Origin of the sequence: Bifidobacterium callimiconis, from assembly GCF_003952005.1 — a bacterium.
Lineage (GTDB): Bacteria > Actinomycetota > Actinomycetes > Actinomycetales > Bifidobacteriaceae > Galliscardovia > Galliscardovia callimiconis.
The window spans coordinates 239,346-264,878 of the sequence record NZ_QXGJ01000003.1 but is presented as its reverse complement, the minus strand read 5'-3'; the positions used below and the strand labels follow the sequence as shown (position 1 = coordinate 264,878).

Here is a 25,533-nt window from a genome sequence, read left to right as displayed (position 1 = left end):
TCCTTCGCGGATCGTTCTACGTACCCATCCACCATACCGCCGTTCGTCGCCGTTACGCCGAATGCGTCGGAATCGAATCCGCCACACTGCCGATGACCTGCGCCGGATTGCCGGCCACGATCGCGTTCTCGGGCACGTCATGCGTGACGATCGCGCCGGCTCCGACGATCGCGTTGTCACCCACTGTCACGCCCTGCAGCACGATCGCGCCTGCGCCGATCCACACGCGCTCGCCGATCGTGATGGACCGGGAGATGGTGGTGGGGCGGTTGTACGGGTTGCGGTCGTGGTTGGTGGTGATGAGCTGCACGTTCGGTCCGATGAATGTGCCGTCGCCGATGGTGATGCCGCCGCGGTCCATCATCACGCATCCCCAGTTGACGAACACGTTGCGGCCGACGGTGATGTTGTGGCCGAAGTCCGTGTGGAACGGCGGGTTCATGCGGAACGACGGGTCGACCGGATGGCCGACGATCCGTTCGAACATGTCGTGCGTCTCCTCCGGCGTGTGGTAGCCGGTGTTGAGTTCGGCGCACAGCCGCATGGATTCGTGGATGATCTCGCTGATCGCGGCGTATTCGGGGTCCGACGGCGACACGGGCATGCCGCTGCGATCCCGTTCGAGAATGTCGGGGATGTTGGGGTTGGCGGGACTGTCGGGGTTGGCGGGACTGTTCGGCATGATCATTCCTTTTCGAAGACGGTTCTCCGCGCAATTGCGGCGCCGGGGTTAGCCGGGTCTGCCTTCATTGAACCGCCCACGACAAGGAATATCCAATAGGTATCATTCATGCCGACTCATGCCCATAAAGCATGATGCCCCTATCAGAGTGTGCTCCCTCCGAGGGAGGGAGCTGTCACGCGACCGCGTGACTGAGGGAGGGCCGCCATCCGAATAAGCCCCTGTCTCCGCTCCCAGCTCATCTACACCACGCCGCCATCCGCCCCGCCATCGTCTACGAATTCACGAACCGCTCGAACTCCGCCGCCGCGGGGGAGCGCACCCCCTGCTTCTTCCACACGAACACGGTACCGCACGTCAGCGCCGGACTCAGCGGGATCACGCGCACGCCGGGGTAGGTGTTGCCAAGGTCGTAGCACATGAAGAGGCCCATGCCGTTGGCGGTCATGTTCGCGCCGTTGCTGGGCAGATTGCAGTAGCCGGCGATGACGAGTCGTTCGGCTCGTTCGGTACCGAACCAGTTGGCGAGCACCTTGCGCACGGATTCACGAGCGGGCAGGATCAGCGGCGCGCCGGCAAGGTCGTCGGGTGTGATCGCCTCGCGTGCGGCCAATGGATGATGCTCCGGTACGAGTATGCCCCAATGATCGGGGATATCGGGGCGGAAGTATTCGTATTGGCTGACGTCGATGGGTTCGGTGAGCAGGCCGAAGTCCATGAGTCCCTGTTCGATCCGGTCCTGGATGACGTCGGATGTGGTGCTGGTCACCTGGAATCGGACGTTCGGATGGAGGTTGCGGAAGGCGGCCATGCGCTGCGAGAGGAAGGTCATGGCGCGGACCTCGCCACATCCGATCACGATTTCGCCGCTGAGCTCGTTCTCGGATTGTTTGAGTTCGATTTCGGTTTTGTCGGCCAGCGAGATGATGGTCTGCGCCCGTTCGCGCAGCAGACGCCCCTCGTCGGTGAGGGTGATGGTGTGCGGTCCGCGATGGAAGAGCGTGACGCCGAGCTCCTCCTCGAGCTGCTTGAGTTGACGGGAAAGGGTGGGCTGGGAGACACGCAGTAGCTGCGCCGCCCAGGTGATGTTGCCTTCTTCGGCTACCGCCAGAAAATACCGCAACACCCGCAGCTCCATATTCCCTCTTTCCCTAATTACACTGGCTCCCCTCAGAGAGAGGAGCCAGCGGACCGTGCCTGAAGTGAGATAACGCGTGCGGCTTCAAGACGCAGCGGATGAAGTCGTACAACGGTACGTCAAGCCTGCTGTAATACCGACGACGCACGCATTACGTCATTTTCCTTCCTGAAGTGAGATAACGCGTGTGTCCGCAAGGCGCGGAGGGCGAAGGCGTACGACGGTACGTCGAGCCCTCCGTAACGCAGCGGACACTCCATTACGTCACTGTCCTTCCTGAAGTGAGATAACGCGTGCGGATTCAAGGCGCAGCGGATGAAGGCGTACAACGGTACGTCGAATCCGCTGCAACGCAGAAGACGCTCCGTTATCTCACTTCAGGGCTTTGGCACCGATGTCGTGGCGATAAAACAGCCCCGGCGTTTCGAGCGAGTCGATGATCGCGTACACCTTGTCCTGTGCGGCCTGGAGGGTGTCGGCGGTGGTTTCGACGAGGAGGACGCGGCCGGAGTTGGCGACGAGGTGGTCGCCGTCACGCTGGACGCCGGCGTAGTAGACGTGGGAGTCGGAGTCGACGGGGATGGAGGGGACGTGGGCGCCCTTGATGACGTTGACGGGGTAGCCGTCGGAGGCGAGGACGACGCCGAGGGTGGCGCGCTGGTCGTCCCAGGTGAAGACCGGAGTTTCGTCGTTGAGGAGGGCCCAGATGCCGGCGCCGAGGTCGGAGGTGAGCTTGGGGAGGACGACTTCGGTTTCGGGGTCGCCGAAGCGGGCGTTGAATTCGATGACCTTGGGGCCGTCGGCGGTGGCGATGAGGCCGGCGTAAAGGATGCCGTTGAAGGGGGTGCCTTCGTCGACCATGGCGGCGGTGACGGGCTTGACGATGGTTTCGATGGCCTGGTCGATGACGCTCTGGGCGATCTGGGGGACGGGGCTGTAGGCGCCCATGCCGCCAGTGTTGGGGCCTTCGTCGTTGTCGTAGGCGCGCTTGTGATCCTGGGAGATGGGCATGGCCCAGAATTCCTTGCCGCGCACGAAGCTCATGAGGGAGAACTCCTGGCCTTCGAGGAACTCCTCGATGACGACGGATGCGCCGGCGGCGCCGAAGCGGTGGTCGACGAAGATGTCTTCGAGGGCCTTGTAGGCGTCGTCTTCGGTCATGGCGACGGTGACGCCCTTGCCGGCGGCGAGTCCGTCGGCCTTGACGACGATGGGGGCGCCCTTGGCTTCGACGTAGGCGCGGGCGTCGGCGAGGTTGTCGAAGGTGGCGTAGGCGGCGGTGGGAACGTTGTGGCGTTCCATGAGCTCCTTGGCGAAGGTCTTGGAGCCTTCGATCTGGGCGGCGACCTTGTTGGGGCCGAACGCCTTGATGCCGGCGGCTTCGAAGTCGTCGACGAGGCCTTCGATCAGCGGGACCTCGGGGCCGACGAACGCCCAGTCGATGCCGTTCTGCTTGGCGTATTCGATGAGTTCGGCGTGGTTGGATTCGTCGATCTGGACGAGCTTGATGCCGTCGGATTCCATGCCGGGGTTGCCGGGGGCGCAGTGCACTTCGCTGACGGTGTCGCCCTTGAGGAGGGTGTGGGAGATGGTGTGTTCGCGGGCGCCGGAGCCGATGACGAGGACTTTCTGACCCATGGTCCTTGTGTTCCTTTCAGATTCAGATGGGATCAATCAGTGCAGTGGGAAGCCCCCGCGGTTGGGCGGGGGCTGATGGTCGAGGATGGTGAACTTAGTGCAGTTCGATCTGCGTGCCTTCGGCGGGCTTGATGGAGCCGATCACGTAGGCGGGCTCGTCGTGCTCCTTGAGAATGGCGAGCGCTTCGTCGGCGCGGTCCTTGGAGACGGCGAGCACCATGCCGATGCCCATGTTGAAGATGTTGTACATCTCCATGTGGTCGATCTCGCCGGCCTTTTCGAGCACGTCGAAGATGGGGAGGACGGGCCAGGTGCCGAGCTGGATGCTGGCGGCGAGGCCGTCGGGGATCATGCGCGGGATGTTTTCGATGAAGCCGCCGCCGGTGATGTGGGCGACGCCCTTGATGACGCCGGCCGCGAAGAGCGGCTTGAGGGTCTTCACGTAGATCTTGGTGGGGGTGAGCAGCACGTCGCCGAGCTTGGCGTCGCCGAGTTCGGGCAGTTGGGTGTCCACGGTGTAGCCGGCCTGTTCGAACAGGGCCTTGCGTACGAGGGAGAAGCCGTTGGAGTGCACGCCGGAGCTGGGCAGACCGATGAGCACGTCGCCGTCGGCGATGGTGGAGCCGTCGATGATGTCGGACTTTTCGACCACGCCGACGGTGAAGCCGGCGAGATCGTACTCGTCCTCGTCGTACATGCCGGGCATTTCGGCGGTCTCGCCGCCGATCAGGCCGGCTTCGGCCTGCACGCAGCCGTCGGCCACGCCGGCCACGACCTGCTCGAGCAGGGCCGGGTCGTTCTTGCCGCAGGCGATGTAGTCGAGGAAGAAGAGGGGCTGTCCGCCCTGGGCGGCGATGTCGTTGACGCACATGGCCACGCAGTCCACGCCGATGGTGTTGTGCTTGTTGGCCATCTTGGCGACGACGAGCTTGGTGCCGACGCCGTCGGTGCCGGAGATCAGGACCGGCTCCTTGTAGCCGAGGGAGGCCAGGTCGAACAGGCCGCCGAATCCGCCGATGCCGCCGACCACGCCGGGACGGTTGGTACGGGCGACGTGCGACTTGATGCGCTTGACGACCTCGTAGCCGGCCTCGACGCTGACTCCAGCATTCTCATACGCTTGGGGCATGATGCACCTTTCTGGGTGATATCGATGGGGTATCGATGTATTTTTGATGATTCGTGAAAATCCGGGTTGGTTATGACCGATACGGCCGTCGGTCGGCTATTCGTTGTCGGGGTCGGTGGTGTCGTCGGCGTCAGCCGTCTCCGCACGCTGGCAGGAGTACTCGTTGCCGATGTACTTGCTCTTGTACAGCGCGAACTCGGGCAGGCGCACGCGATCCTCGGCGGTGAGCGACTTGAGGAAGTCCTGCTCGTAGTCGTCGAGCGCGGTGGGGTAGTCGCCGTTGAAGTAGGCGACGCACAGGCCGCCGTACGGGGCCTCGGTGTTCAGTCCGATGCTTTCGACGAGTCCGTCGAGGGAGAGGAAGGCGAGCGAGTCGGCGCCGATGTATTCACGGATCTCCTCGACGCTCTTCTTGCCGGCGATCAGCTCCTTGGTGGTGGAGATGTCGATGCCGTAGAAGCACGGGTACTTGAGCGGCGGCGAGCTGATGCGCATGTGCACTTCGGCGGCGCCGGCCTCGCGCAGCAGCTGGACGATGCGCTTGGACGTGGTGCCGCGCACGATGGAGTCGTCGATCACGACGACGCGCTTGCCCTTGACCACGCCGCGCACGGCGGACAGCTTCATGCGTACGCCTTGTTCGCGCAGTTCCTGCGTGGGCTGGATGAACGTGCGGGCCACGTACTGGTTCTTGATCAGGCCCATCTCGTTGGGCAGCCCGCTGGCTTCCGCGTAGCCGGATGCGGCGGACAGGGAGGAGTTCGGCACGCCGATGACCATGTCGGCCTCGACGGGGGACTCCTGGGCGAGACGGGCGCCCATGCGCTTGCGGGCGGAGTGCACGTTCACGCCGTAGATGTCGGAGTCGGGGCGGGCGAAGTAGATGAACTCCATGGAGCAGATCGCCAGCTGGGTCTTGTTGGTGTACTGCACGATCTTGTAGCCGTGGTCGTTGACCACCACGATCTCGCCGGGGCGGATGTTGCGCACGAGCTCGGCGCCTACCACGTCGAGCGCGCAGGTCTCGGAGGCGAGCACATAGGCGCCGTTCTTCATGCGGCCGAGGCTGAGCGGACGGAAGCCGTTCGGGTCGAGCGCGCCGATCATGGCGTCCTCGGTCATGATCAGGTAGGCGAAGCCGCCGTGCACCGTGTTGAGGGACTCCTTGAGCTTGTCCATGAACGTGCGCTGGTTGGAGCGACGGATCAGGTGCATGAGCACTTCGGTGTCGGAGTTGGAGTGGAAGATCGCGCCTTCGTCCTCGAGGTTGCGGCGCAGGGTGCGGCAGTTGGTGAGGTTGCCGTTGTGGCACAGGGCCATGTCGCCGTCGTGGAAGCGGAAGATGAACGGCTGGATGTTGTCGGTGGACCCGGAGCCGGCGGTGGCGTAGCGCACGTGGCCGATGGCCCGGTTGCCCTTGAGTCGGGCGATCTCGCGCTCGTCGCCGAACACCTGGGTGAGCAGGCCGAGTCCGCGGTGGCCGATCAGATGACCGTTGTCGTTGGAAACGATGCCGGCACCCTCCTGGCCTCGATGTTGCAGGGCGTGGAGCCCGAAGTAGGTGAGGCGAGATGCATCGGGGTGTCCCCAGACGCCAAAGACGCCGCATTCTTCATGAATTTCTTCCAGTTCGGCGGACAAGCAACCGCTCCTTCCGTAGAAAAGTCAAGGGATTCGTCGCTTCCCAAACTCTACCAACCAAGGGCTACAACAGTTCACTTCCGCGTCGCCGCCCATACACCATGTTCCCGTTTCCCGTGCGGGAAGTCCGCATTCCGGACCTACGACATCCGTATCAGACCTCATGACTTCACCTCTCTGGCTCCCCTCCCCGAGGGGAGCTGTCGGCAACGCCGACTGAGGGGAGTATCGCCCCGACTCCACTATCCTGCATATTTCTCCGTCATGCGCTATACTAAAAATGCTAATTCTCAGTAAGAGCGGACTCGTTAGCCGCTTTGAATGCTAAGCAGATTTTCTGCAGGGGCAGGCCGAAAGACCTGCCCCGTTTTTGTTTTCGGCCTTCGTCATGCATAATGGAATCAGCAAGGAGGCTATATATGGCTGAACAACCATACAAATTGGGAATCGATGTTGGACTATATTCTGTGGGTTTGGCTGCGGTCGAAGTGGATGATGAGGGGATGCCGGTTCGCATCCTGAATATGCAGAGCGTCATCCACGACGGTGGTGTGGACCCTGAAAAGAACAAAGACGCCATTACTCGTAAGGCGCAGTCCGGCGTGGCGCGGCGTGTTCGCCGTATGCGCAGACGTCGTCGGACTCGGTTGAGGAAGCTTGACGAGTTGCTCGAGGCCGCGGGGTATCCGATCATCGACCCCGAATTGTTAACACGTCCGTTCGAGGAATGGCGAGTCCGGAGTGAACTGGCAACACGGTTCATCGAGGATGACGGGCTTCGTCAGGAGAACATTTCAATAGCAGTCCGTCATATGGCACGACATCGTGGCTGGCGCAATCCGTACAAGCGGGTTGATTCCCTGCTTGTAGACAATCCGTATTCATCGCAGTATGAGGAGCTCGTTCGTCGGGCGGAGGAGCGGTTGGGCAGACCCTTGCCGGAGAATTGCACGCCTGCGCAGGTTGTGGATGCGGTCCTGTCCAATGGTTTCGCAGAGGCTCCACGTCTGCGAACCAAGGTCAACGCGGCGGAGAAGGTTGCCGCCGAGGGATTATTGCCCGTTCGACTGATGCAGGAGGATAACGCGAACGAGCTCAAGCGTATTTTCACCATGCAGCGGGTGCCTCGGGATGAGTGGCAACCGCTGTTCCGTCAGGTGTTTGCCGCGGTGTCGCCGCGGGGATCGGCGGAGGCTCGTGTCGGTCGGGATCCACTGTCGCCGAATAATCCTCGCGCTCTGAAGGCGTCCCTGGTGTTCCAGCGATACCGCATCGTCAACGTCATCACCAATATCCGGATCGCGGAGGGACGAACAGAACGACCGCTGACGGTGGATGAAAAGAAGACGGTGTTCGAAAACCTTTGCTCATCCTCTCAGGACGACATCAACTGGACTGACATCGCTGATCTTCTGGGATTGAAGCGTTCTCAGATCCGTGGCGTAGGCAAGCTGACACAGGATGGAGAAGAACGTGTTTCAACCCGGCCGCCGCGCCTGACCTCGGTGCAGCGGATTCATGATGCCAAGGCGAAGATCCGCAAGCCGCTGCTGAGTTGGTGGGCCGCTGCCTCGGATCCTGCCCGAGAATCGATGATTCGTCTGCTTACCAATACGATGGACGTGGATCGGGTTAGGGACGATCTTGATTACGCCGAAGCCATCGAATTCATCGATACGTTGGATGATGAGGGACTGACCCAGCTGGACTCCATTGATTTGCCCACTGGACGCGCCGCGTATTCGGAAGACACGCTGTCGAAGCTGACCGAACGCATGCTGAACACCGACGATGATCTGCATGCGGCGAGAAAGGCAATGTTCGGGGTCTCCGACAACTGGCGGCCCCCAATGGACCCGATCGCCACTCCGATAGGTAATCCGGCCGTCGATCGCGTACTGAAGATCGTGAACCGTTACATCGTCAACTGCCAACGACGGTGGGGCGACCCCGAAACGGTGCAGATCGAGCACGTTCGTAATGCATTGGGATCCGTTGCGTTCGCACGTAAGGATAAGCGTGATTACGAGCGACGAAACGAAAAGCGATCTGCATACCGCGATGTCCTCGGCAGGCAGTTGCGTGAAGCCGAACGGTATGACCATGTAAGAAACTCTGACATCCGACGGCTGGAAGCCATACAACGTCAGAACGGTCAATGCCTGTATTGCGGCAGAGGCATCAACTTCCGTACCTGCGAGATGGACCACATAGTCCCTCGAAAAGGGGCTGGTTCCACAAACACCAGAACGAATCTGGCCGCAGTCTGCGCTGAGTGTAACCGAATGAAGTCGAATACGCCTTTTGCGGTGTGGGCTAGGACCCCTGCGGCCCGTCAACGAGGAGCAAGCCTGACCGAGGCGAAAAAACGTGTTGACGCCTTCCTGTTCGAAGATAAGTCCATGAACCCACGCGAGCAACGTGCCTTCAAACAAGGAATCAAAGGCAGACTCGAACAAACCGAATCGGACCCGCCGATCGACAACCGTTCAATCGAATCGGTTGCATGGATGGCCGATGAACTGCATCGTCGTATCGACTGGTACTTCAATGCCGCGCAATACCAATCGGATTCCGGCAGAGCGGATGAACGGACGCATACGACCACGGTACGAGTATTCCAGGGGAAGGTCACCGCGCTCGCGCGGCGGGCCAGCGGTATCGAGGGGCGGATCCGTTTCATCGGGGCAAATACCAAGACTCGTTTGGACCGTCGTCATCATGCGGTGGATGCCGTGGTTATCGCAATGATGGGCCCTCGCGTCGCGCAGACGCTGGTGGAACGTGATTCCATACGTGAGTCCCAGCACCTCATGGGAGTGGCTCCGGATGAGACTCCGTGGAAGGAGTATCCCGAACCGTCGAACGCCGGTTATTTCTCCTATCATCGCTGGCTTGCGTCCATGGAGAAACTGCTGTGCCTCATGAACGAGGCACTTGACAACGACCACGTTGCGGTCTTCCAGTGGCAGCGATATTCGCTGGGTAATTCGATCGCTCATGATGCCACCATCCATAAGCTGCTCAAGGTGCGGCTGGGTGACGCCATCGACACGGAACTAATTCGTCGTGCATCCACGCCTGCGTTGTACTGTGCACTGACAAGATTGCCGGATTATGACCCGGTTAGGGGTCTATCTGGTGATGATTCGCGCCACATTGTCGTCAATGGCGAACATCTGGGACCGGATGACAGTATCGGGTTCTTTGCATCGCAAGCCGCCCAGATCGCCGTACAGGGCGGTTCCGCGGAGATCGGCTCGACCATTCACCACGCACGTGTATACCGATGCTGGACGGTGAACGCGAAGGGAGTCCGCAAGTATTTCTTCGGCATGATCCGAGTGTTCCAGACCGATCTGATGCATTCACGTCAGAGGGATCTGTTTTCGGTTGCGCTTCCCCCACAGACGATTTCCATGCGGTACGGGGAACCGAAGACCGTGAAGGCTGTTCAAGACGGGCGGGCTGAATATTTGGGATATCTGGTAGTCGGCGATGAGATCGAAATGGACCTCTCGTCCGTTCCGCTAGGTGGCCAGATAGGTGAATTTGTTCAGTTTCTTGAGGAACTGGGTGCTTCTGGAAGCAGTAGTTGTAATCGATGGGTATTCGTTGGCTTTGATTCTCCTTCCCGTCTGATATTGAAGCCGAGAATGATTGCCGCAGAGGGATTGGAAAACCTTGAAAAAAAGGGAGTTGAGATACCGGAGGCTGTCCGTAAGGTAATCAAGCTTCCTGGCTGGCGCGTAGTGGTGAATGGATTAGGGGATTACCGAGCACGAGTAATTCGCCGCAATGCATTTGGAGAACCGCGATGGTCGTCATCCGCCGGTTTGCCAATCTCTTGGTCTTGGCAACAATGACATGGACGTGAGGTAATCATGCAGAGCCAGTGGAGAGTGATCGACTGCACCGATCTCGAAGGAAGAATCTCGTACGTTCGCGGCAATATGCGGGTGCGGCGAGATGGAGATGACGATGCAGTGGATATTCCACTGGCTCAGACCGCAGTCGTGCTGCTGGGCCTTCGTGTATCCTGTTCGGCTGCCGTCTTGCATGAGATGGCGCGGTTCGGCGTATCGGTCATGCTGTGTGATTGGCGTGGTGTTCCCGATGCCGCGCTTCATGCATGGACCGATCTGCCGACCACGGTCACACAACGGCAGCTTGCGCAGGTGGATATGTCGTTGCCCCGGAAGAAGAACGCTTGGGCCCGCATCGTGCAAGCGAAGATTCGTGGGCAGGCGGCTTGTCTGGATGCTTTGGGCCTTGACGGTGGTGGCGCTATTCGTGGAATTGCTGCTTCCGTACGGTCGGGAGATCCGTCGAACTGCGAAGGACAAGCCGCGCGAGAATATTGGAAGTGCGTATTTCCTCAGGACGTTTCCTTTTCGCGTGTTCCAGGTAAAGGAAGCGGGCGGAATGCGCAGCTGGATTATGCATATACGGTATTGCGAGGGTTCACGATCAAATCGGTCATTTCTGCAGGATTGATCCCATCAATTGGGGTGAACCATCACGGTCGAGGCAATTACTTCTGTTTGGCCGATGATCTGTTGGAAGTGTATCGGCCAGCTATTGATCATTCAGTTGCACAACTTTCGGCAGCTGACTCCCTTGAAGACAAGGCGGTGAAAAAGTACTTGGTCGATTCGGTAAATCAGCAGTTCAATGGCACGGGACTGACTATACCGAGCTCGCTGAACGACTTTGCTCAGCAATTCGGCCTGTACTGCGAAAAGAAGATTGATCGGCTGCTGGTGCCCGAGTACTTAGGTGTGCTATGAAAACGGATGAGGACAGTGGTGGTATGTGGTGTTTGGTCATGTTCGATCTGCCGGTAAAAACCAAACAGCAGCGAAAAATCGCAACGGATTTCCGCAACATGCTGCTCGACATGGGATATTGCATGGTGCAGTTCTCCGTCTACGCGCGCTACACACCGACGCAGGCAGGTAATCGAGCGACGGTTCGCGCCATTAAAGAGAACATGCCGCCCAAGGGCATGATTCGTATTCTGCATATCAGCGACCATCAATGGTCATCAGCCTTGCGGTTTTCCGGTATGCAACAGGACAAGTCTGAAGAGACCCCTGATGTGTTCACGCTTTTCTGAACGCAGAAACCCCGAGAATCCTTGAAAAATAATCCCTCTTGATCGACTATCAAGTCTATCAAGAGGGATGAATGCTAATTCCCAGCGCGGCATACGCGTTGGTCATCCGATTTCCAAGTCTATCAAGAGGGATGAATGCTAATTCCCAGCGCAACCGGGAACGAATCAACGCACGACGCAAGTCTATCAAGAGGGATGAATGCTAATTCCCAGCATATATACCCATGTTCCTTGTTTGCGACCAAGTCTATCAAGAGGGATGAATGCTAATTCCCAGCTGTGTGGCCCACGGACAGCACAGACAGCCAAGTCTATCAAGAGGGATGAATGCTAATTCCCAGCTTCAGCCATTGCTTCAAGCTTCTATGAGGATAGCAGATAGTAGAACCAACGATATAATCGAACATATGTTTGAGCAACGGAATGCGGGGCGCACCTACATCGCGATCGATCTTAAGTCGTTCTATGCGTCGGTGGAGTGTGTGGCGCGGGGACTGGATCCGCTGACCACGAATCTGGTGGTGGCGGACGTGTCGCGCACCGAGAAGACGATCTGTCTGGCGGTGTCGCCGTCGCTCAAGGCATATGGGCTGCCCGGCCGCGCGCGACTGTTTGAGGTCGTGCAGAAGATGCGCGAGGTCAACGCCGACCGTCGTCTGCACGCGCCCGGCCGACGTTTGATCGACGAATCAACAAACGCGAACGAGCTCGCTGCGAACCCGAACCTCGCCGCCGGCTACATCGCCGCCAAGCCGCGCATGGCGCACTATCTCGAATGCAGTGCGAACGTCTACGCGATCTATCTCAAATACGCGGCGGAGGAGGACATCCACGTTTATTCGATTGACGAAGTCTTCATCGACGCCACCCGCTATCTGCGCGCCGCCGGCATGAACGCGCACGCGCTGGCCCGCACCATCGTGCGCGACATCCTCACCCAGACCGGCATCACCGCCACCGCGGGCATCGGCACCAACATGTACCTCGCCAAGGTCGCCATGGACATCGTCGCCAAACACATGCCCGCCGACCGCGACGGCGTGCGCGTGGCCGAACTCGACGAACACTCATACCGCAGACTGCTGTGGAGTCACACGCCGCTCACCGACTTCTGGCGGATCGGCCGCGGATACGCGAAAAAACTGCAGGCGCACGGCCTCAACACCATGGGCGACATCGCGCGCTGCTCGCTCGGTCGCGCCTCCGACTACTACAACGAGGACCTGCTCTACCGGCTGTTCGGCGTGAACGCGGAACTGCTCATCGACCACGCGTGGGGGTGGGAGCCGTGCACCATCGCCGACATCAAGGCGTACAGGCCCGCCGACACGAGCATCAGCTCCGGGCAGGTGCTGCAGCAGCCGTACGACTACGCGCACGCGCGGCTCGTGGTCAAGGAGATGACCGACCTGCTCGTGCTCGAGATGGTGTCCAAACGGATGGAGACCGACCGCGTGACCCTGGCGATCGGATACGATGCGAGTAATGTACGCGGCACGGCCGACGGTCACGGTCCGGCAAAAAGTCCCGGTCCGACCGAAACCGACTGGTACGGACGCACGGTTCCCAAACCGGTGCACGGGTCGGTCGACCTAGGCGACTACACGTCGTCCACGCGGCGAATCCTCGACGCCATGACCGGCATATACGACCGGATCGTGGACCCCGCGCTGAGCGTGCGACGCATCACCGTCGTCGTCGAACGACTGCACGAGATCGGCACGCCGATGCCCAAAGGTCATCGATACGAGCAGCCCGACCTGTTCTCGGATGACGGGAATGCAGGAGAATTGCATGAGGCCAATGGGTCGGACGATGCGGAACGTATGGACGGATCGGTCAAACGTCCGAATGCGGTCTCGCCGAACACGACCCCATTGAACGCCACCGATCGAGCTGGTGACGAACGCCGCGAACACGACATCCAGCAATCCCTGATCGACATCAAACGCAAATTCGGCAAGAACGCCGTACTCAAAGGCATGAACCTCGAGGAAGGCGCCACCGGCCGACTGCGCAACAGTCAGATCGGCGGACACGCGGCGTAAAACGTAAAAGAGATAGAAGGAGACAAGCCATGGCATTGAACGAAACCCACCGCTACGACGACATCATCGACCTGCCACACCACCAATCGACCCGTCATCCGCACATGCCTATGCGCAACCGCGCCGCACAGTTCATGCCATTCGCCGCGCTCGCCGGCTACGACGACGCCATCGCCGCCGTAGCCGAGCGCGTGCGAACTCAGGATGACTGATTCCGTCGCACACAACCGGAAGGGAACCGTTGAGTGCGACGAATCGGGACAACGGCAGCGTTGCAATCTCAAGGGAAACGATATTCCTGAATCACGCACTCTACGGAAGCCGTGCCAAAGAGTGCGTCGGAAAGAGACGCCTCCGGCCGCTTTGCACCGCCAATAATCTCGCTCTATAGCAACGCCGATGCGGAATCGCCGCAAAATCGGTATATTCAAGCGCGGTTCGGCAGGAACCATGGAACTCGTCGTCGACGGCAAAGGAAGGAACCTGCAATGTCCGATTCGGAAGCTGAATCGCAATCCACACGCCAGTCGCGCCAGTCAGCCCAATGCCCGGTGCCGTTCGCGCCGATCGCCGAATCCATACCGCCCAACGTGTTCGCCGTCACCGACCAGAAGGTCGCGCAGGCCGTGGCACGCGGCGTTGATGTGATCGACCTCGCCAAGGGCAATCCCGACGCCTATCCGGTCACATTCATCCGCGACGTCGCCAAACAGGCCATCGATGATCCGGCCAACGCGCGCTACACGCCGTTCGACGGCAAGCCCACGTTCCTCAAGGCCGCCGCTGACTGGTACCGTCGCGTACACGATGTCAACCTCGACTGGCCCACCCAACTGTTCGCCGTGGAAGGTGCGGTCGACGGTCTCGCCGGGCTCTACGCGATCCTCATCGACCGAGGCGACGCGGTCTCGTTCGTCGACCCGTACTATCCGTCGTACCACTGCATGGCCGTGATGCACGGCGCCGAGGAAGTGCTGCTGCCGGCGCTCGCCGACCGTGGTTTTCTCCCCGATCTGGATGCGGTGCCGGCGGAGACCTGGGATCGGGTCAAGATGCTCGTGCTCAACTATCCGAACAATCCCACCGGGGCGCAGGCGCCGCTGTCGTTCCTGCGCCGGGCGGTCGAACTGGCGCACGAGCACCGGTTCGTGATCGTGCACGACTACGCGTACTCCGGACTGGGAGTCGGCGTGAATGGCGACGTGAACGCGCCGGACGCCCAGCAGCACAGCATTCTCGAGGTGCCGGGCGCGTGTGATGTGGCCGTGGAGGTGTGCTCGCTGTCGAAGATGTATGCGATGGCCGGCTGGCGCGCCGGATTCGTGGCGGGCAACGAGGCCGTGGTCGCGCGGCTCAAGCTGTACCACTATCAGATGGGATCCATGATCACCGGCAACATTCAGGATGCCGGCGTGGTCGCGCTGGAATCCGACCAGTCGTGCGTGGCGGAGTTGGCGCAGCGGTATGCCGCCCGACGGCGCATCGTGGCCGACGGTCTGCGCGTGGCGGGTCTCGACGTGTTCGACTCCGCCGGCGGCATCTATGTGTGGGCGCGCGTGCCGGGCAGCTGGACGGGGGAGAGCCTAGCCGATCATCTGCTTGACCAGGCCGCCGTCGCCGTGCTGCCCGGAACCTGCTTCGGCAAGGTCGGGCGCGACTACATCCGTCTGAGCCTGCTCAAATCCGAGCCCGAACTGCGCGAGGCCGTGCGGCGCATCGCCGCCACGCTGTAGATGGTTCCGATCCGGTTTGGGTCTGGGGTTGGACGGTTCTGGTTCTCGGGGCACAATGCGGGCTGATCCGAGCTCTGATCCGTAACGCCATCCGCAGTCAGGTCGCAATGAGCTCTGTACCAAGGACCGTAATCGGTGGTCGGCTGATAGCCAGACCACCGACTGGTTACGTTCCGTCTTGCGTTGATAACGGAACGTAACCGTAGAGGCCGCTTCGATTACGTTCCGTTGTGAGCCGGAAGCGGAACGTAACCGAGATGGTAATTACGGTTATGTTCCGCATGGAATCGATGGCGGAACGTAACTGAGAGCGTTGGATGGCAGCCGAGGCCAGCGTCAGCCCACGTGGCGCTCGAAGCGGTGGAATCCGAGGATGCCTTCGATCTCGGCCATCGCATCGTCGGGGATGACCAGGCCGGACGCCTTGAGGTTGCTTTCCAGCTGACTCGGCTTGCTGGCGCCGGCGATCACGCAGCTGATCTCCGGATGCTGCAGAATCCACGCCAGCGACAGCACCGCCAGGCTCACGCCGAGCTCGTCGGCCACCTTGCGCAGCTGCTCCACCTTGTCCAGATTCTCGTCGGTGAGCAGATCGTTGATCTGATGGTCGGCCTGCCACGTGGCGCGCGACCCGGCCGGCAGCGGCTGGCCCTTGCGGTACTTGCCGGTGAGCAGACCCTGCGCGAGCGGCGAGAACGTGGTGATGCCGATGCCGTGGCGGCGGCACGTGCCCATGATCTCGTGCTCGATGTAACGGTCGATCATGTTGTACTGCGGCTGCACCACGGTGATTGGATACAGGTTGTAGCGGTCGATGATGCGCTGTGCCTCCTCAAGACGCGCGCCGCCCCACTCCTCGGAGACGCCGTAGTAGAGCACCTTGCCCTGCGCCACAAGGTCGCTCATCGCGCGCAGCGTCTCGGTCAGATCGGTGGTCTCGTCGAAGCGGTGGCAGTAGTACAGGTCGATGTAGTCGGTCTGCATGTTCTTCAGAGTCTGGTCGATGCTCTCGAAGATGTGCTTGCGGGACAGGCCGCGGTCGTTCACGCCGTCTCCGGTGGGGAAGTACACCTTGCTGGAGATGACGAGCTCCTTGCGCGGGTACTGCTTGAGCGTTTCGCCGAGGAACCGCTCGGCGTCGCCGCCCGAGTAGGCGTCGGCGCAATCGAAGAAGTTGATGCCGGAATCGTAGGCGAGGCGCACGATGTCGCGCGCCGTGTCGATCTCGGCGGAGTCATTGAGCTGCGTCACCCAGCTGCCCAGTGCGATCTCGCTGATCTTGAGTCCGGACTTTCCTACGCTGCGATACTTCACGAATGCTCCTTGGTTGTGCGGAATACCTTCTGTAATCAGTTACATACCCAGAGTAGGCCTTCAACCGTACTTGAACGCAAATTCTTGTGAAGCCGGTTTATCTGGTGCGGCACCGAGCCTAGCCTGAAAGTTTGGCCAGGAGCTCTCCATGCGGAAGGTGAGGGCTCGGATCCCCGCAGTCGGCAGATGATTTCGGCTATCTCCAAGTTCTGATGTGATTGAAGGGACTTGCAGACATCAATCCGAAAGTTCTGAAGTTCCTGACGGGGAACCTCCGGGTATGAATGGTGCAATTGCAACGTTCATACTCCGTTTTCGGGCTCGGGGAACTTCAGAACTTGGAGATAGGTGTCCGCAAGGGACGTAAATCACTTCAGAACTTGAAGATTGCCGGTCCCCGCAGAGTATTTCGGGACTCATCGACGACGCTGGGCGAGCAGGACGAGCGATTCGGTGGCCGTACCGGTGTTTTGTCGACCTAATTCCGAGTTCTGTGCAGATTCCTGCAGGGCACAAACATCAACCCTCGAGTTCTGTGCGCGAAATTCGTCATATCCAGAGTATGATCCTTGATATTTCAGACCTTGTACTTCGCATATTCTCCCGATGACGCACAGAACTCGGGAATTGATGTCTGAGGCACTCCGGAATCCGCACAGAACTCGGAGATTGCTCGAGCCTCGAGCCTGAGACAGGTGATACTTCGAATGCGACAACGCGACAAGGTCATTATCATGACCCGGTCCGCGGGGAACCTCGGTCGGGAACCTGCGGTCTCTCTGTCCCCCGTCACGGGGCTGCCCTACACCAGTGGGCGCACTATCTAAGACGCGGATACGTGAAGGAGACCGCTACAGAGGCCTGCCACGTTCCGACGCATGCGCCGCATCGCGAACAAGACCGACAGACGGCTCGCCACGATTTGGCGTGGGAGTCTAGAGCTCGGACGTATCCGGCGGATCTCGGAGAACCCCGAGAAACAGAGGAGTTGCGCCGTTGTCTCCGGGCAGATCGGCATGGAGCTCGTAAATGAAGGGCCGATCCACACGCACGGTCACCGTCGTGTCCGGCTCCGGCGGCGGCCCGCCTGCGGGGATGGCGAACATGGTGTATGCGGCGGCCTTGGCGCCTTCCTCGGTGACCTCCATGCGCGTCTCCTGAATGGCCTGACCGATGTACAGGGGTTCGTCGGCCATGGCGGAGAAGTCCGCACGGTCGGGGTCGAATGCGCGTGTGATGCCCAAGACGTTCAGACATGTCCGTAATGCAGCGGTATCGAATGTGGAACCGGTGACGAATCGCGGCATGATCAGGTCCACCAACCGTCGCCAACTGCTTGTTGCCGGCGTATCAAAAGCCTTATTAAGCAATGGCGCATTGTTCAGAAGCCGGTCAAGGCCGACGGACTCGTCGGGCAGGATGATGCTCACGCCACCTTGCCCGCCTCTGAACGAAAGTGTGACCTTGATCCATCCGTCGCCATGCGCGTACCCGATGGTGGTTGACGTCTTGTGCATCATGGGCGTAGGCGCGTCGCCGTGTGTGCCATGAAATGGTTCGGGCCGGGTCAGCTTCCTGTCGAACGTGCTGTACCAGCGACCGTCGGAAACCAGTGCATTCAGCAGCACCAGCACGGATAGCGGATCCACGTTGATGTTCGGTTTGAGCATGCCGTTGGTGTGCTCGCCCACCCAATCCGACATGCGGCGACTGGTGGTCTGGCCGAATAGCTCGTGGTCGAATACTTCGGCCTCGCATCGTCGAATGCCGGCAAGCCATTCTTGGTGCGGAGTGATTCCATCGCGAACCCATAACGAGTCGGCGATCCGATGGATGCCGGTGGCGTTGAGCGCACCGCGGAAGTCTTTCAGATCGTCCGTGGTCGCGTCCTTGGAATGCAGCGCGGTCTCCAGCTCCTGTCGGGTTTCACCAGTTGCGCCCGTGGCAACCAGAGTCAGAGCCATCCACAGCGAAGTCGGCGAGTAGTTGACGTTGCCGTCACCGGCCAAGAATACGGGAGCAGAGGCATGGGCGAATCCACGGATTGCATCCGTCACGCAATCGGGAGCCAACGGCGGAGGCATCACGTCCTCGTCCTCGTCGTCGCTCCAGTTCTCGTTGTCCTCATCGTCCCAGTCGTCATTCTCGTTATCGTCCCAGTCGTCATCCGCCCGAGTCTCTTTGCCGATCACGAATTCCTCTTCGTCGTCCATCGTCATCCATTCCTCCTCGAACAGAAAGCCAACGCTGCGCATACGCAGCCGCAGTGGCACGTGCATCTTCCACGATACCCGAAGCATTCGTATCCGGCGCTCATTCGAACGTCCTCAGATGACGCATCCAGCCGAATTTGGTAGTCGAAGCGCGACGTAGTGGTTGGCCTGGTAGTCGAAACGTGACGTTTCGGACGCTGTATGAGGACGCACGCTGTCCCGTTCGGGCTACCAAGTTCGGCTGAACGCGGCTGGATTCGGTCAGACTACGCCAGACTGCCAAAATCTCCGTCGGATTTGCGATGAACGGTGGGACGACAGAGGGGGTGCGGAACCGAGACAGGTTCCGCACCCCCTCTGGATTTAGGTGAAGCGCGCGCGAATCTTATGCGGCGAAGTACTCCACGCCGGCTTCGAAGAGCGGCTGGTACTTGTCGCCGGGCACGTTCACGTAGAGGCCGTTGCCGGAGCGCTCCGAGTGGCCCATCTTGCCGAACACGCGGCCATCGGGGCTGGTGATGCCCTCCACCGCGAGCAGCGAGCCGTTCGGGTTCACATCCAGGTCCATGCTCGGCACGCCGTTCTCGTCCACGTACTGCGTGGCGATCTGGCCGTTGGCCTTGAGCTGCGCCAGCACCTCGTCGGAGGCCACGAAACGACCCTCGCCGTGGGAGATGGCCACGGTGTGCACGTCGCCCACGTTGGTGCGGGCCAGCCACGGGGACAGGTCGGAGGCCACGCGGGTGCGCACCAGACGGCTCTGGTGGCGGCCGATCGTGTTGAACGTCAGCGTCGGGCATTCGGCGGTCATCGGCACGATGTCGCCATACGGCACCAGACCCAGCTTGATGAGCGCCTGGAATCCGTTGCAGATGCCCAGCATCAGACCGTCGCGGTTCTTCAGCAGGTCGCGCACCGCCTCGGTGACGGCCGGGGCGCGGAAGAACGCGGTGATGAACTTGGCGGAGCCGTCGGGCTCATCGCCGCCGGAGAAGCCGCCGGGGATCATCACGATCTGGCTGCGCCTGATCTCCTCGACCAGCGCGGCGGTGGACTCGGCCACGGCGGCCGGCGTGAGGTTGTTCACGATCAGCGTGGTGGCCTCGGCGCCCGCGCGCTCGAAGGCGGCGGCCGTGTCGTACTCGCAGTTGTTGCCGGGGAACACGGGGATGACCACGTGCGGCTTGGCAACCGGGGAGCCCACGTACACGGTCTTCTTCGGCGCGTTGAAGCTCACGGCCTCGACGGCGTCGCCATGACCACGGTACGGGAACACCTCCTCCATGCCATGCTCCCAGGACTCCTGCAGCACGGCCAGATCAAGATCCTCGCCGGCGGCGTGCAGCACGTAGTCCTCAGTGGTCTCGCCGATCTTGCCCATGCACACGAGGTTCGACACCGCGGGCAGCTTGCCGTTGTCGGCCAGCTCCACGATGAAGCTGCCGTACGCCGGGGTGAACAGGTCGTCCACGGCGATCGAGTCGTCGAGCGCCACGCCGATGCGGTTGCCCAGCGTGTCCTTGAACAGGGTCTCGGCGGTGCAGCCATAGCCCGGAGTGGACACGGACACGACCTGACCGTCCTCGATCAGACCCTCGACCGCGGCCAGCACCTCGATCAGGCTCTCCGGATCCGGGGTGAGCCCGTCGGCCTGGTAGCGCGGCGCGATGCGCACCAGCGTATGGCCGGCCTTCTTGAACTCGGGAGAGGTGGCGCGGTCCATCGGGCCGACGGCCACGGCGAAGCTCACCAGGGTCGGAGGCACATCGAGGTCCTCGAAGCTGCCGGACATGGAGTCCTTGCCGCCGATCGCGCCCACACCGAGGTCGATCTGCGCCATGAGCGCGCCGAGCACGGCGGCCATGGGCTTGCCCCAGCGCTTGGGATCCTCGCGCAGCTTCTCGAAGTACTCCTGGAACGTCAGGTAGGCGTCCTCGCGGCGGAAGCCGGCGGCCACCAGCTTGGAGATGGACTCCACCACCGACAGGTACGCGCCGGTGAACTGGTTCTTCTCCATGATGTACGGGTTGAAGCCCCAGGCCATCGCGGAGGCGGTGGTGGTCTCGCCGAACACAGGGAACTTGGCGACCATGGCCTGCGACGGGGTGAGCTGACGCTTGCCGCCAAACGGCATGAGCACGGTGGCCGCGCCGATCGTGGAGTCGAAGCGCTCGGACAGACCCTTGTTGGAGGCCACGTTGATGTCGGTGACCAGGTCGTGCATGCGCTCGGCGAGCGTGTCGCCCTTCCACGGGGTGGCGTAGGTGCCGCCCTGCTCCACGTGAGCGTCCATGTACTTGGGGGCGCCGTTGGAGTTGAGGAACGCACGGCTCAGGTTCACGATGGTGTCGCCGTTCCACGTCATGACCATGCGCGGATCCTCGGTGACGGTGGCGATGACCGTGGCCTCGAGGTTCTCCTCGCGGGCGTAGCCCAGGAACTCGTCCACGTCGTCGGCGGCCACGTCCACGGCCATGCGCTCCTGCGATTCGGAGATGGCCAGCTCGGTGCCGTCAAGACCCTCGTACTTCTTGGTGACCTTGTCGAGATCAATGGTCAGACCGTCGGCGATCTCGCCGGTGGCCACGGACACGCCGCCCGCACCGAAGTCGTTGCAGCGCTTGATCAGACGGCAGGCGTCGCCGCGGCGGAACAGACGCTGCAGCTTGCGCTCGATCGGGGCGTTGCCCTTCTGCACCTCGGCGCCGCACTCCTCGAGGGAGTCGATGTCGAGCTGCTTGGAGGAACCGGTGGCGCCGCCGATGCCGTCACGGCCGGTACGGCCGCCGAGCAGGATGATCTTGTCGCCGGGGGCCGGGGTCTCGCGACGCACGTGGTCGGCCGGGGTGGCACCCACTACGGCGCCGATCTCCATGCGCTTGGCCACGTAGCCGGGGTGGTAGAGCTCGTTGACCTGACCGGTGGCCAGACCGATCTGGTTACCGTAGGAGCTGTAGCCGGCGGCCGCGGTGGTCACGAGCTTGCGCTGCGGCAGCTTGCCCTCAAGCGTCTCGGACACCGGCACGGTCGGATCGGCGGCGCCGGTCACGCGCATGGCCTGGTACACGTAGGAGCGGCCCGACAGGGGGTCGCGGATGCAGCCGCCGATGCAGGTGGCCGCGCCACCAAACGGCTCGATCTCCGTGGGGTGGTTGTGCGTCTCGTTCTTGAACAGGAACAGCCAGTTCTGGTCCTCGCCGTTCACGTCCACCTTCACCTTCACGGTGCAGGCGTTGATCTCCTCGGACTCGTCGAGGTTCTTCAGCACGCCCTTGGCCTTGAGGTACTTGGCGCCGATCGTGCCCATGTCCATGAGGCACACGGGCTTGGCGTCGCGTCCCAGCTCGTGGCGGATGGCCATGTACTTGTCGAACGCAGCCTTGACCACGGCGTCGTCGATCTCGATGTTCGTCAGCTGCGTGCCGAACGTCGTGTGACGGCAGTGATCCGACCAGTACGTGTCGATCACCTTGATTTCGGTGATGGTGGGGTTGCGCTTTTCGCCGGCGAAGTACTCCTGGCACACCTTGATGTCGGCCAGATCCATGGCCAGCCCGCGGTCGGCGATGAACTGCTCGAGACCGGCCTCGTCCAGATCGAGGAAGCCGTCGATGACCTCCACCTTGCCGGGCACGGCCACATCCATCTTCAGGGTGTCGCGAGTGGCGAGCGAGGCCTCGCGGGCCTCGACCGGGTTGATCACGTAGTGCTTGATCGTGGCGACGTCGGCGTCGGTGAGCGCGCCCTCGAGCACGTACACCTTGGCGCTGCGCACGTCCGGACGCTCGCCCTGGCTGATCAGCTGGATGCACTCGCTGGCGGAGTCGGCACGCTGGTCGAACTGGCCGGGCAGGAACTCGGTGGCGAACACCTTGGCGTCACCGAAATCGGGCAGCTCGGCGAACACGTTGTCCACCTGCGGCTCGCTGAATACGACGGGCGTGGCCTCGGCGAACAGCTCCTCGCTGATGCCCTCCACGTCGTAACGGTTGATGATGCGAAGGCCGGTCAGCGCATCGATGCCGAGGATCGTGCGCAGTTCGTTGCCCAGCTGCTGGGCCTCGACGTCGAAACCGGGCTTCTTTTCCACGTAAATGCGAAAGACCACTGCGGTTTTCCTTTCTCAATTCATGTGGCTCCCCTCCGGGAGGGGAGCTGTCGCCACAGGCGACTGAGGGGAGGTCGTCACGATGAAGCGATACCTCCCCTCAGTCAGCTGACGCTGACAGCTCCCCTCCCGGAGGGGAGCCACAACTAACGGTTACTTGACCTCGATGCCTTCGGACTTGGCCAGCTCGGCCAGACGGGATTCGATCTCCTCATAGGCAGGGATGATCGAGCCCAGACCGCGGCGGAACAGATCCTTGTCCAGGTGCTCCACCTTGCCGGAGTGATCGCGCTGATCCCACAGACGGCAGGAATCGGGGGTGATCTCGTCGGCCAGCAGCAGCGTGCCGTCGGAGGTGCGGCCCATCTCGATCTTGAAGTCGACGAGCTTGACGTCGATCTTGGCGAAGATGTCGATCAGAGCCTCGTTGATGCGGCGGGCGAGCGGGGCGATCTCGGCGAGATCCTCGCGGGTGCACACGCCGAGGGCGACCAGGTCGTCGTCGTTGACGAACGGATCGTGCAGATCGTCGTTCTTGAGGAAGTATTCGAGCACCGGCTCCTTGAGCGGCAGGCCCTCCTCGACGCCGAGGCGCGAGCAGAAGTGGCCGGCCGCGGTGTTGCGCAGCACGATCTCCAGCGGGAACATGTCCATCTTGCGCACCAGCTGGGCGGTGTCGTCCACGCGCTTGACGAGATGGCTGTCGATGCCGCGGTTCTTGAGCAGATCGAAGATGATGGTGGTGATGAGGTTGTTCAGACGGCCCTTGCCGGTGAAGTCCTCCTTCTTCTCACCATCGCCAGCCGTGGCCGTGTTCTTGTACTCGACCCAGAGCACCTCGGGATCATCGGTTGCGTACAGCTGCTTGGCCTTGCCCTCGTAGAGCTTTTCCAGTTTCTCCATCATTGCCTTTCTCACAACGGTATCTCACAGCGTTATCGGAGTGGAAACTTGGGGTGAATGATCGTTCTCACAGTATCAAGCGGCGGCTACAAAACACAGGGGCGACACGGGGTCGTCGTGGGGGTCTCCGGTGCCGCGCCGCCACCATGCGGCACCGGTCCCACCATGTGATCGCGGAGCGTCAGAACGCCGTGCGCAACATCGTGCGCAACGCCGTGCGCAACACCGCGTCTGGACGCCACGCGATCACGACGTCAGAACACGGTCACGTCCAGCGCGTCCGCAACCCGCCCTGCCTTGGCACGCGCGTCCGCCTCGGTGTCCGCCACGGCGAGCGCCACGGCCATGCGTCGGTGGCCGTCCACGCCCGGCTTGGCGAAGATGCGCAGATCCGTGTCGGGCTCGGCGAGCGCCTTGGCAACCGAACCGAACGACACCTCGCCCTTGCCCGCCACAACGATCGCATGGCTGGCGGCGACCTTGGACGGGTCGCGCAGCGCCACCGAACGCGCGGAGACGGGCACGCCGAGCACGGCGCGGGCGTGCAGCGCGAACTCGCTGAGGTTCTGGGAGATCATGGTGACCATGCCGGTGTCGTGCGGACGGGGGGAAACCTCGTTGAACAGCACGCTGCCGTCGACGAGCACGAACAGCTCCACGCCGTACACGCCCCAGCCGGTCTCGCCGTGCTCGCGGGCGAGGTCGACCAGGCCGCGGACCATGCGCACGGCGTAGTCGTCGGCCTTGATGCGCACGTCGTCAGGGATGGGGGAGCCCTGCCAGGATTCGCGGTAGTCGCCGTCTTCCTGACGCTGGCCGATCGGCGCGCACGCCACGATGCCGCTCGAGGAGGCCACGGTGAGCACGGTCAGCTCGTAGTCGAGCGGGGCGAACGCCTCCACCACCACGCGGCTGACGGCATGCTCCTTGGCGGTACGGCCTTCGGTCTGCGCCACCTGCCAGGCGTGGGCCACGTCGTCGGGACCGCGCATTACGGACTGGCCGTGGCCGGACGAGCTCATCACCGGCTTGACCACGCACGGGAACCCGACCTCGGCGGCTCCGGACTCCAGCTCCTCCTCGGTGCCGGCGAACCGGTACGGGGTGGTGGGCAGTTCCAGCGTTTCGGCAGCCAGGCGACGCAGGCGCTCGCGGTCCATGCAGATCTGCGCGATCTGGCAGCTGGGCACCACCTGCACGCCGTCGGCGGCGGCGCGGGAGAGTTCGGCGGTGGCGATGGCCTCGACCTCGGGGATGATGATGTCCGGTTTGACGTCGGCGATCAGCGCGTTGAGCTCGTCGGCGTTGGCCATGTCGAGCACGCGGGCCTCGTGTGCCACCTGCTGCGCGGGCGCGCCGGCGTACGAGTCGGCGGCGATCACACGTGCGCCGAGACGCATGAGTTCGATGGCGATCTCCTTGCCCAGTTCGCCCGAGCCGAGCAGCAGTGCGCACGTGCATGGGGCGGAGTCGCCGAGCGGAGAACCGAGGGGACGATCAGGGACGTGATCGGAATGATTGGTGGAACAGACGGATTCAGCAACGGGATTCGTATCGGTCATGACTCCATTGTGCAATAACCGCTCGAATACGCCGAAACGACAACGCCGACGGGGTCATACGAACCATCCGTCGGCGAAGTGCAAGTGTAATGATTGAACAATCAGATGCCGAAGACTTCCTTGGCCACCTTCTCCAGAGTGTCGCCACCCAGCTCGGCGATATCGTTCTTGGTGGCGTTAATCTTGCCCAGAGCCTCGTCGGCCTGCTCGTACGTCCAGTCCAGACCGGCCTCCTTGGCCACGGCGAGCACATCGTCCACGACAACGACGTTCTTGAGCTTCTCAACCAGTGTCTTCTCGTCCAT

General features: G+C 61.7%; 17 protein-coding genes and 1 CRISPR repeat array. Of the genes, 6 read left to right on the top strand and 11 right to left on the bottom strand.

From position 1 onward, the window contains the following. Positions 1 to 52 precede the first annotated feature (52 nt). The 5 genes from D2E23_RS04485 to purF all read right to left on the bottom strand — a co-directional run bounded on the left by D2E23_RS04485 (position 53) and on the right by purF (position 6,228). Positions 53 to 682: a sugar O-acetyltransferase gene (locus D2E23_RS04485; protein ID WP_126029782.1), complete on the bottom strand. Its 630-nt coding sequence runs from the start codon at positions 680 to 682 to the stop codon at positions 53 to 55. Positions 683 to 956: 274 nt separating this feature from the next. Further along, positions 957 to 1,820 (bottom strand): LysR family transcriptional regulator, encoded by an 864-nt coding sequence (locus tag D2E23_RS04480; protein ID WP_126029781.1) that lies wholly within the window; start codon positions 1,818 to 1,820, stop codon positions 957 to 959. Positions 1,821 to 2,192: 372 nt separating this feature from the next. Next, the gene (gene purD / locus D2E23_RS04475; RefSeq protein ID WP_126029780.1) at positions 2,193 to 3,458 is read right to left on the bottom strand and encodes a phosphoribosylamine--glycine ligase; all 1,266 of its coding nucleotides are present in this window, start codon (positions 3,456 to 3,458) and stop codon (positions 2,193 to 2,195) included. A gap of 94 nt (positions 3,459 to 3,552) precedes the next feature. Beyond that, complete coding sequence (gene purM / locus D2E23_RS04470; RefSeq protein ID WP_126029779.1) at positions 3,553 to 4,587, bottom strand: phosphoribosylformylglycinamidine cyclo-ligase; 1,035 nt, start codon at positions 4,585 to 4,587, stop codon at positions 3,553 to 3,555. A gap of 96 nt (positions 4,588 to 4,683) precedes the next feature. After that, complete coding sequence (gene purF, locus D2E23_RS04465) at positions 4,684 to 6,228, bottom strand: amidophosphoribosyltransferase (protein ID WP_126029778.1); 1,545 nt, start codon at positions 6,226 to 6,228, stop codon at positions 4,684 to 4,686. 419 nt (positions 6,229 to 6,647) lie between these two features. On the opposite strand from purF, the gene cas9 reads away from it, so the two are divergent. From cas9 to D2E23_RS04435, 6 genes are all read left to right on the top strand, one after another. Beyond that, positions 6,648 to 10,094, top strand: a complete 3,447-nt coding sequence (gene cas9 / locus D2E23_RS04460) for a type II CRISPR RNA-guided endonuclease Cas9 (RefSeq protein WP_126029777.1) — start codon at positions 6,648 to 6,650, stop codon at positions 10,092 to 10,094. An 18-nt stretch (positions 10,095 to 10,112) separates the two neighbouring features. Then, on the top strand, positions 10,113 to 11,018 hold the full coding sequence (gene cas1, locus D2E23_RS04455) for a type II CRISPR-associated endonuclease Cas1 (protein ID WP_126029776.1): 906 nt from the start codon (positions 10,113 to 10,115) through the stop codon (positions 11,016 to 11,018). After that, entirely contained in the window at positions 11,015 to 11,347 is a 333-nt protein-coding gene (cas2, locus tag D2E23_RS04450) for a CRISPR-associated endonuclease Cas2 (protein ID WP_126029775.1), read from the top strand. Before cas1 ends, cas2 begins: the two co-directional genes overlap by 4 nt. 50 nt (positions 11,348 to 11,397) lie before the next feature. After that, positions 11,398 to 11,689: a CRISPR direct-repeat array (repeat unit 36 nt; unit sequence CAAGTCTATCAAGAGGGATGAATGCTAATTCCCAGC). Between the two features lie 65 nt (positions 11,690 to 11,754). Further along, complete coding sequence (locus tag D2E23_RS04445) at positions 11,755 to 13,395, top strand: Y-family DNA polymerase (RefSeq protein ID WP_126029774.1); 1,641 nt, start codon at positions 11,755 to 11,757, stop codon at positions 13,393 to 13,395. Positions 13,396 to 13,424: 29 nt separating this feature from the next. Beyond that, positions 13,425 to 13,607, top strand: a complete 183-nt coding sequence (locus D2E23_RS04440) for a hypothetical protein (protein WP_126029773.1) — start codon at positions 13,425 to 13,427, stop codon at positions 13,605 to 13,607. A 276-nt stretch (positions 13,608 to 13,883) separates the two neighbouring features. After that, on the top strand, positions 13,884 to 15,128 hold the full coding sequence (locus tag D2E23_RS04435) for a pyridoxal phosphate-dependent aminotransferase (protein WP_126029772.1): 1,245 nt from the start codon (positions 13,884 to 13,886) through the stop codon (positions 15,126 to 15,128). 336 nt (positions 15,129 to 15,464) lie between these two features. Here the strand turns inward: D2E23_RS04435 and D2E23_RS04430 are convergent, their stop codons facing one another. The 6 genes from D2E23_RS04430 to D2E23_RS04405 form a co-directional block, all read right to left on the bottom strand. Next, complete coding sequence (locus D2E23_RS04430) at positions 15,465 to 16,442, bottom strand: aldo/keto reductase family protein (RefSeq protein WP_126029771.1); 978 nt, start codon at positions 16,440 to 16,442, stop codon at positions 15,465 to 15,467. Between the two features lie 935 nt (positions 16,443 to 17,377). Next, complete coding sequence (locus tag D2E23_RS04425) at positions 17,378 to 18,661, bottom strand: serpin family protein (RefSeq protein WP_164520668.1); 1,284 nt, start codon at positions 18,659 to 18,661, stop codon at positions 17,378 to 17,380. Between the two features lie 379 nt (positions 18,662 to 19,040). Then, the gene (locus D2E23_RS04420) at positions 19,041 to 22,763 is read right to left on the bottom strand and encodes a phosphoribosylformylglycinamidine synthase (RefSeq protein WP_126029769.1); all 3,723 of its coding nucleotides are present in this window, start codon (positions 22,761 to 22,763) and stop codon (positions 19,041 to 19,043) included. Positions 22,764 to 22,916: 153 nt separating this feature from the next. After that, on the bottom strand, positions 22,917 to 23,666 hold the full coding sequence (gene purC, locus D2E23_RS04415; RefSeq protein ID WP_093960030.1) for a phosphoribosylaminoimidazolesuccinocarboxamide synthase: 750 nt from the start codon (positions 23,664 to 23,666) through the stop codon (positions 22,917 to 22,919). 254 nt (positions 23,667 to 23,920) lie between these two features. Next, complete coding sequence (purT, locus tag D2E23_RS04410) at positions 23,921 to 25,228, bottom strand: formate-dependent phosphoribosylglycinamide formyltransferase (protein ID WP_126029768.1); 1,308 nt, start codon at positions 25,226 to 25,228, stop codon at positions 23,921 to 23,923. A gap of 101 nt (positions 25,229 to 25,329) precedes the next feature. Further along, on the bottom strand, positions 25,330 to 25,533 hold the full coding sequence (locus D2E23_RS04405) for a hypothetical protein (RefSeq protein ID WP_093960032.1): 204 nt from the start codon (positions 25,531 to 25,533) through the stop codon (positions 25,330 to 25,332).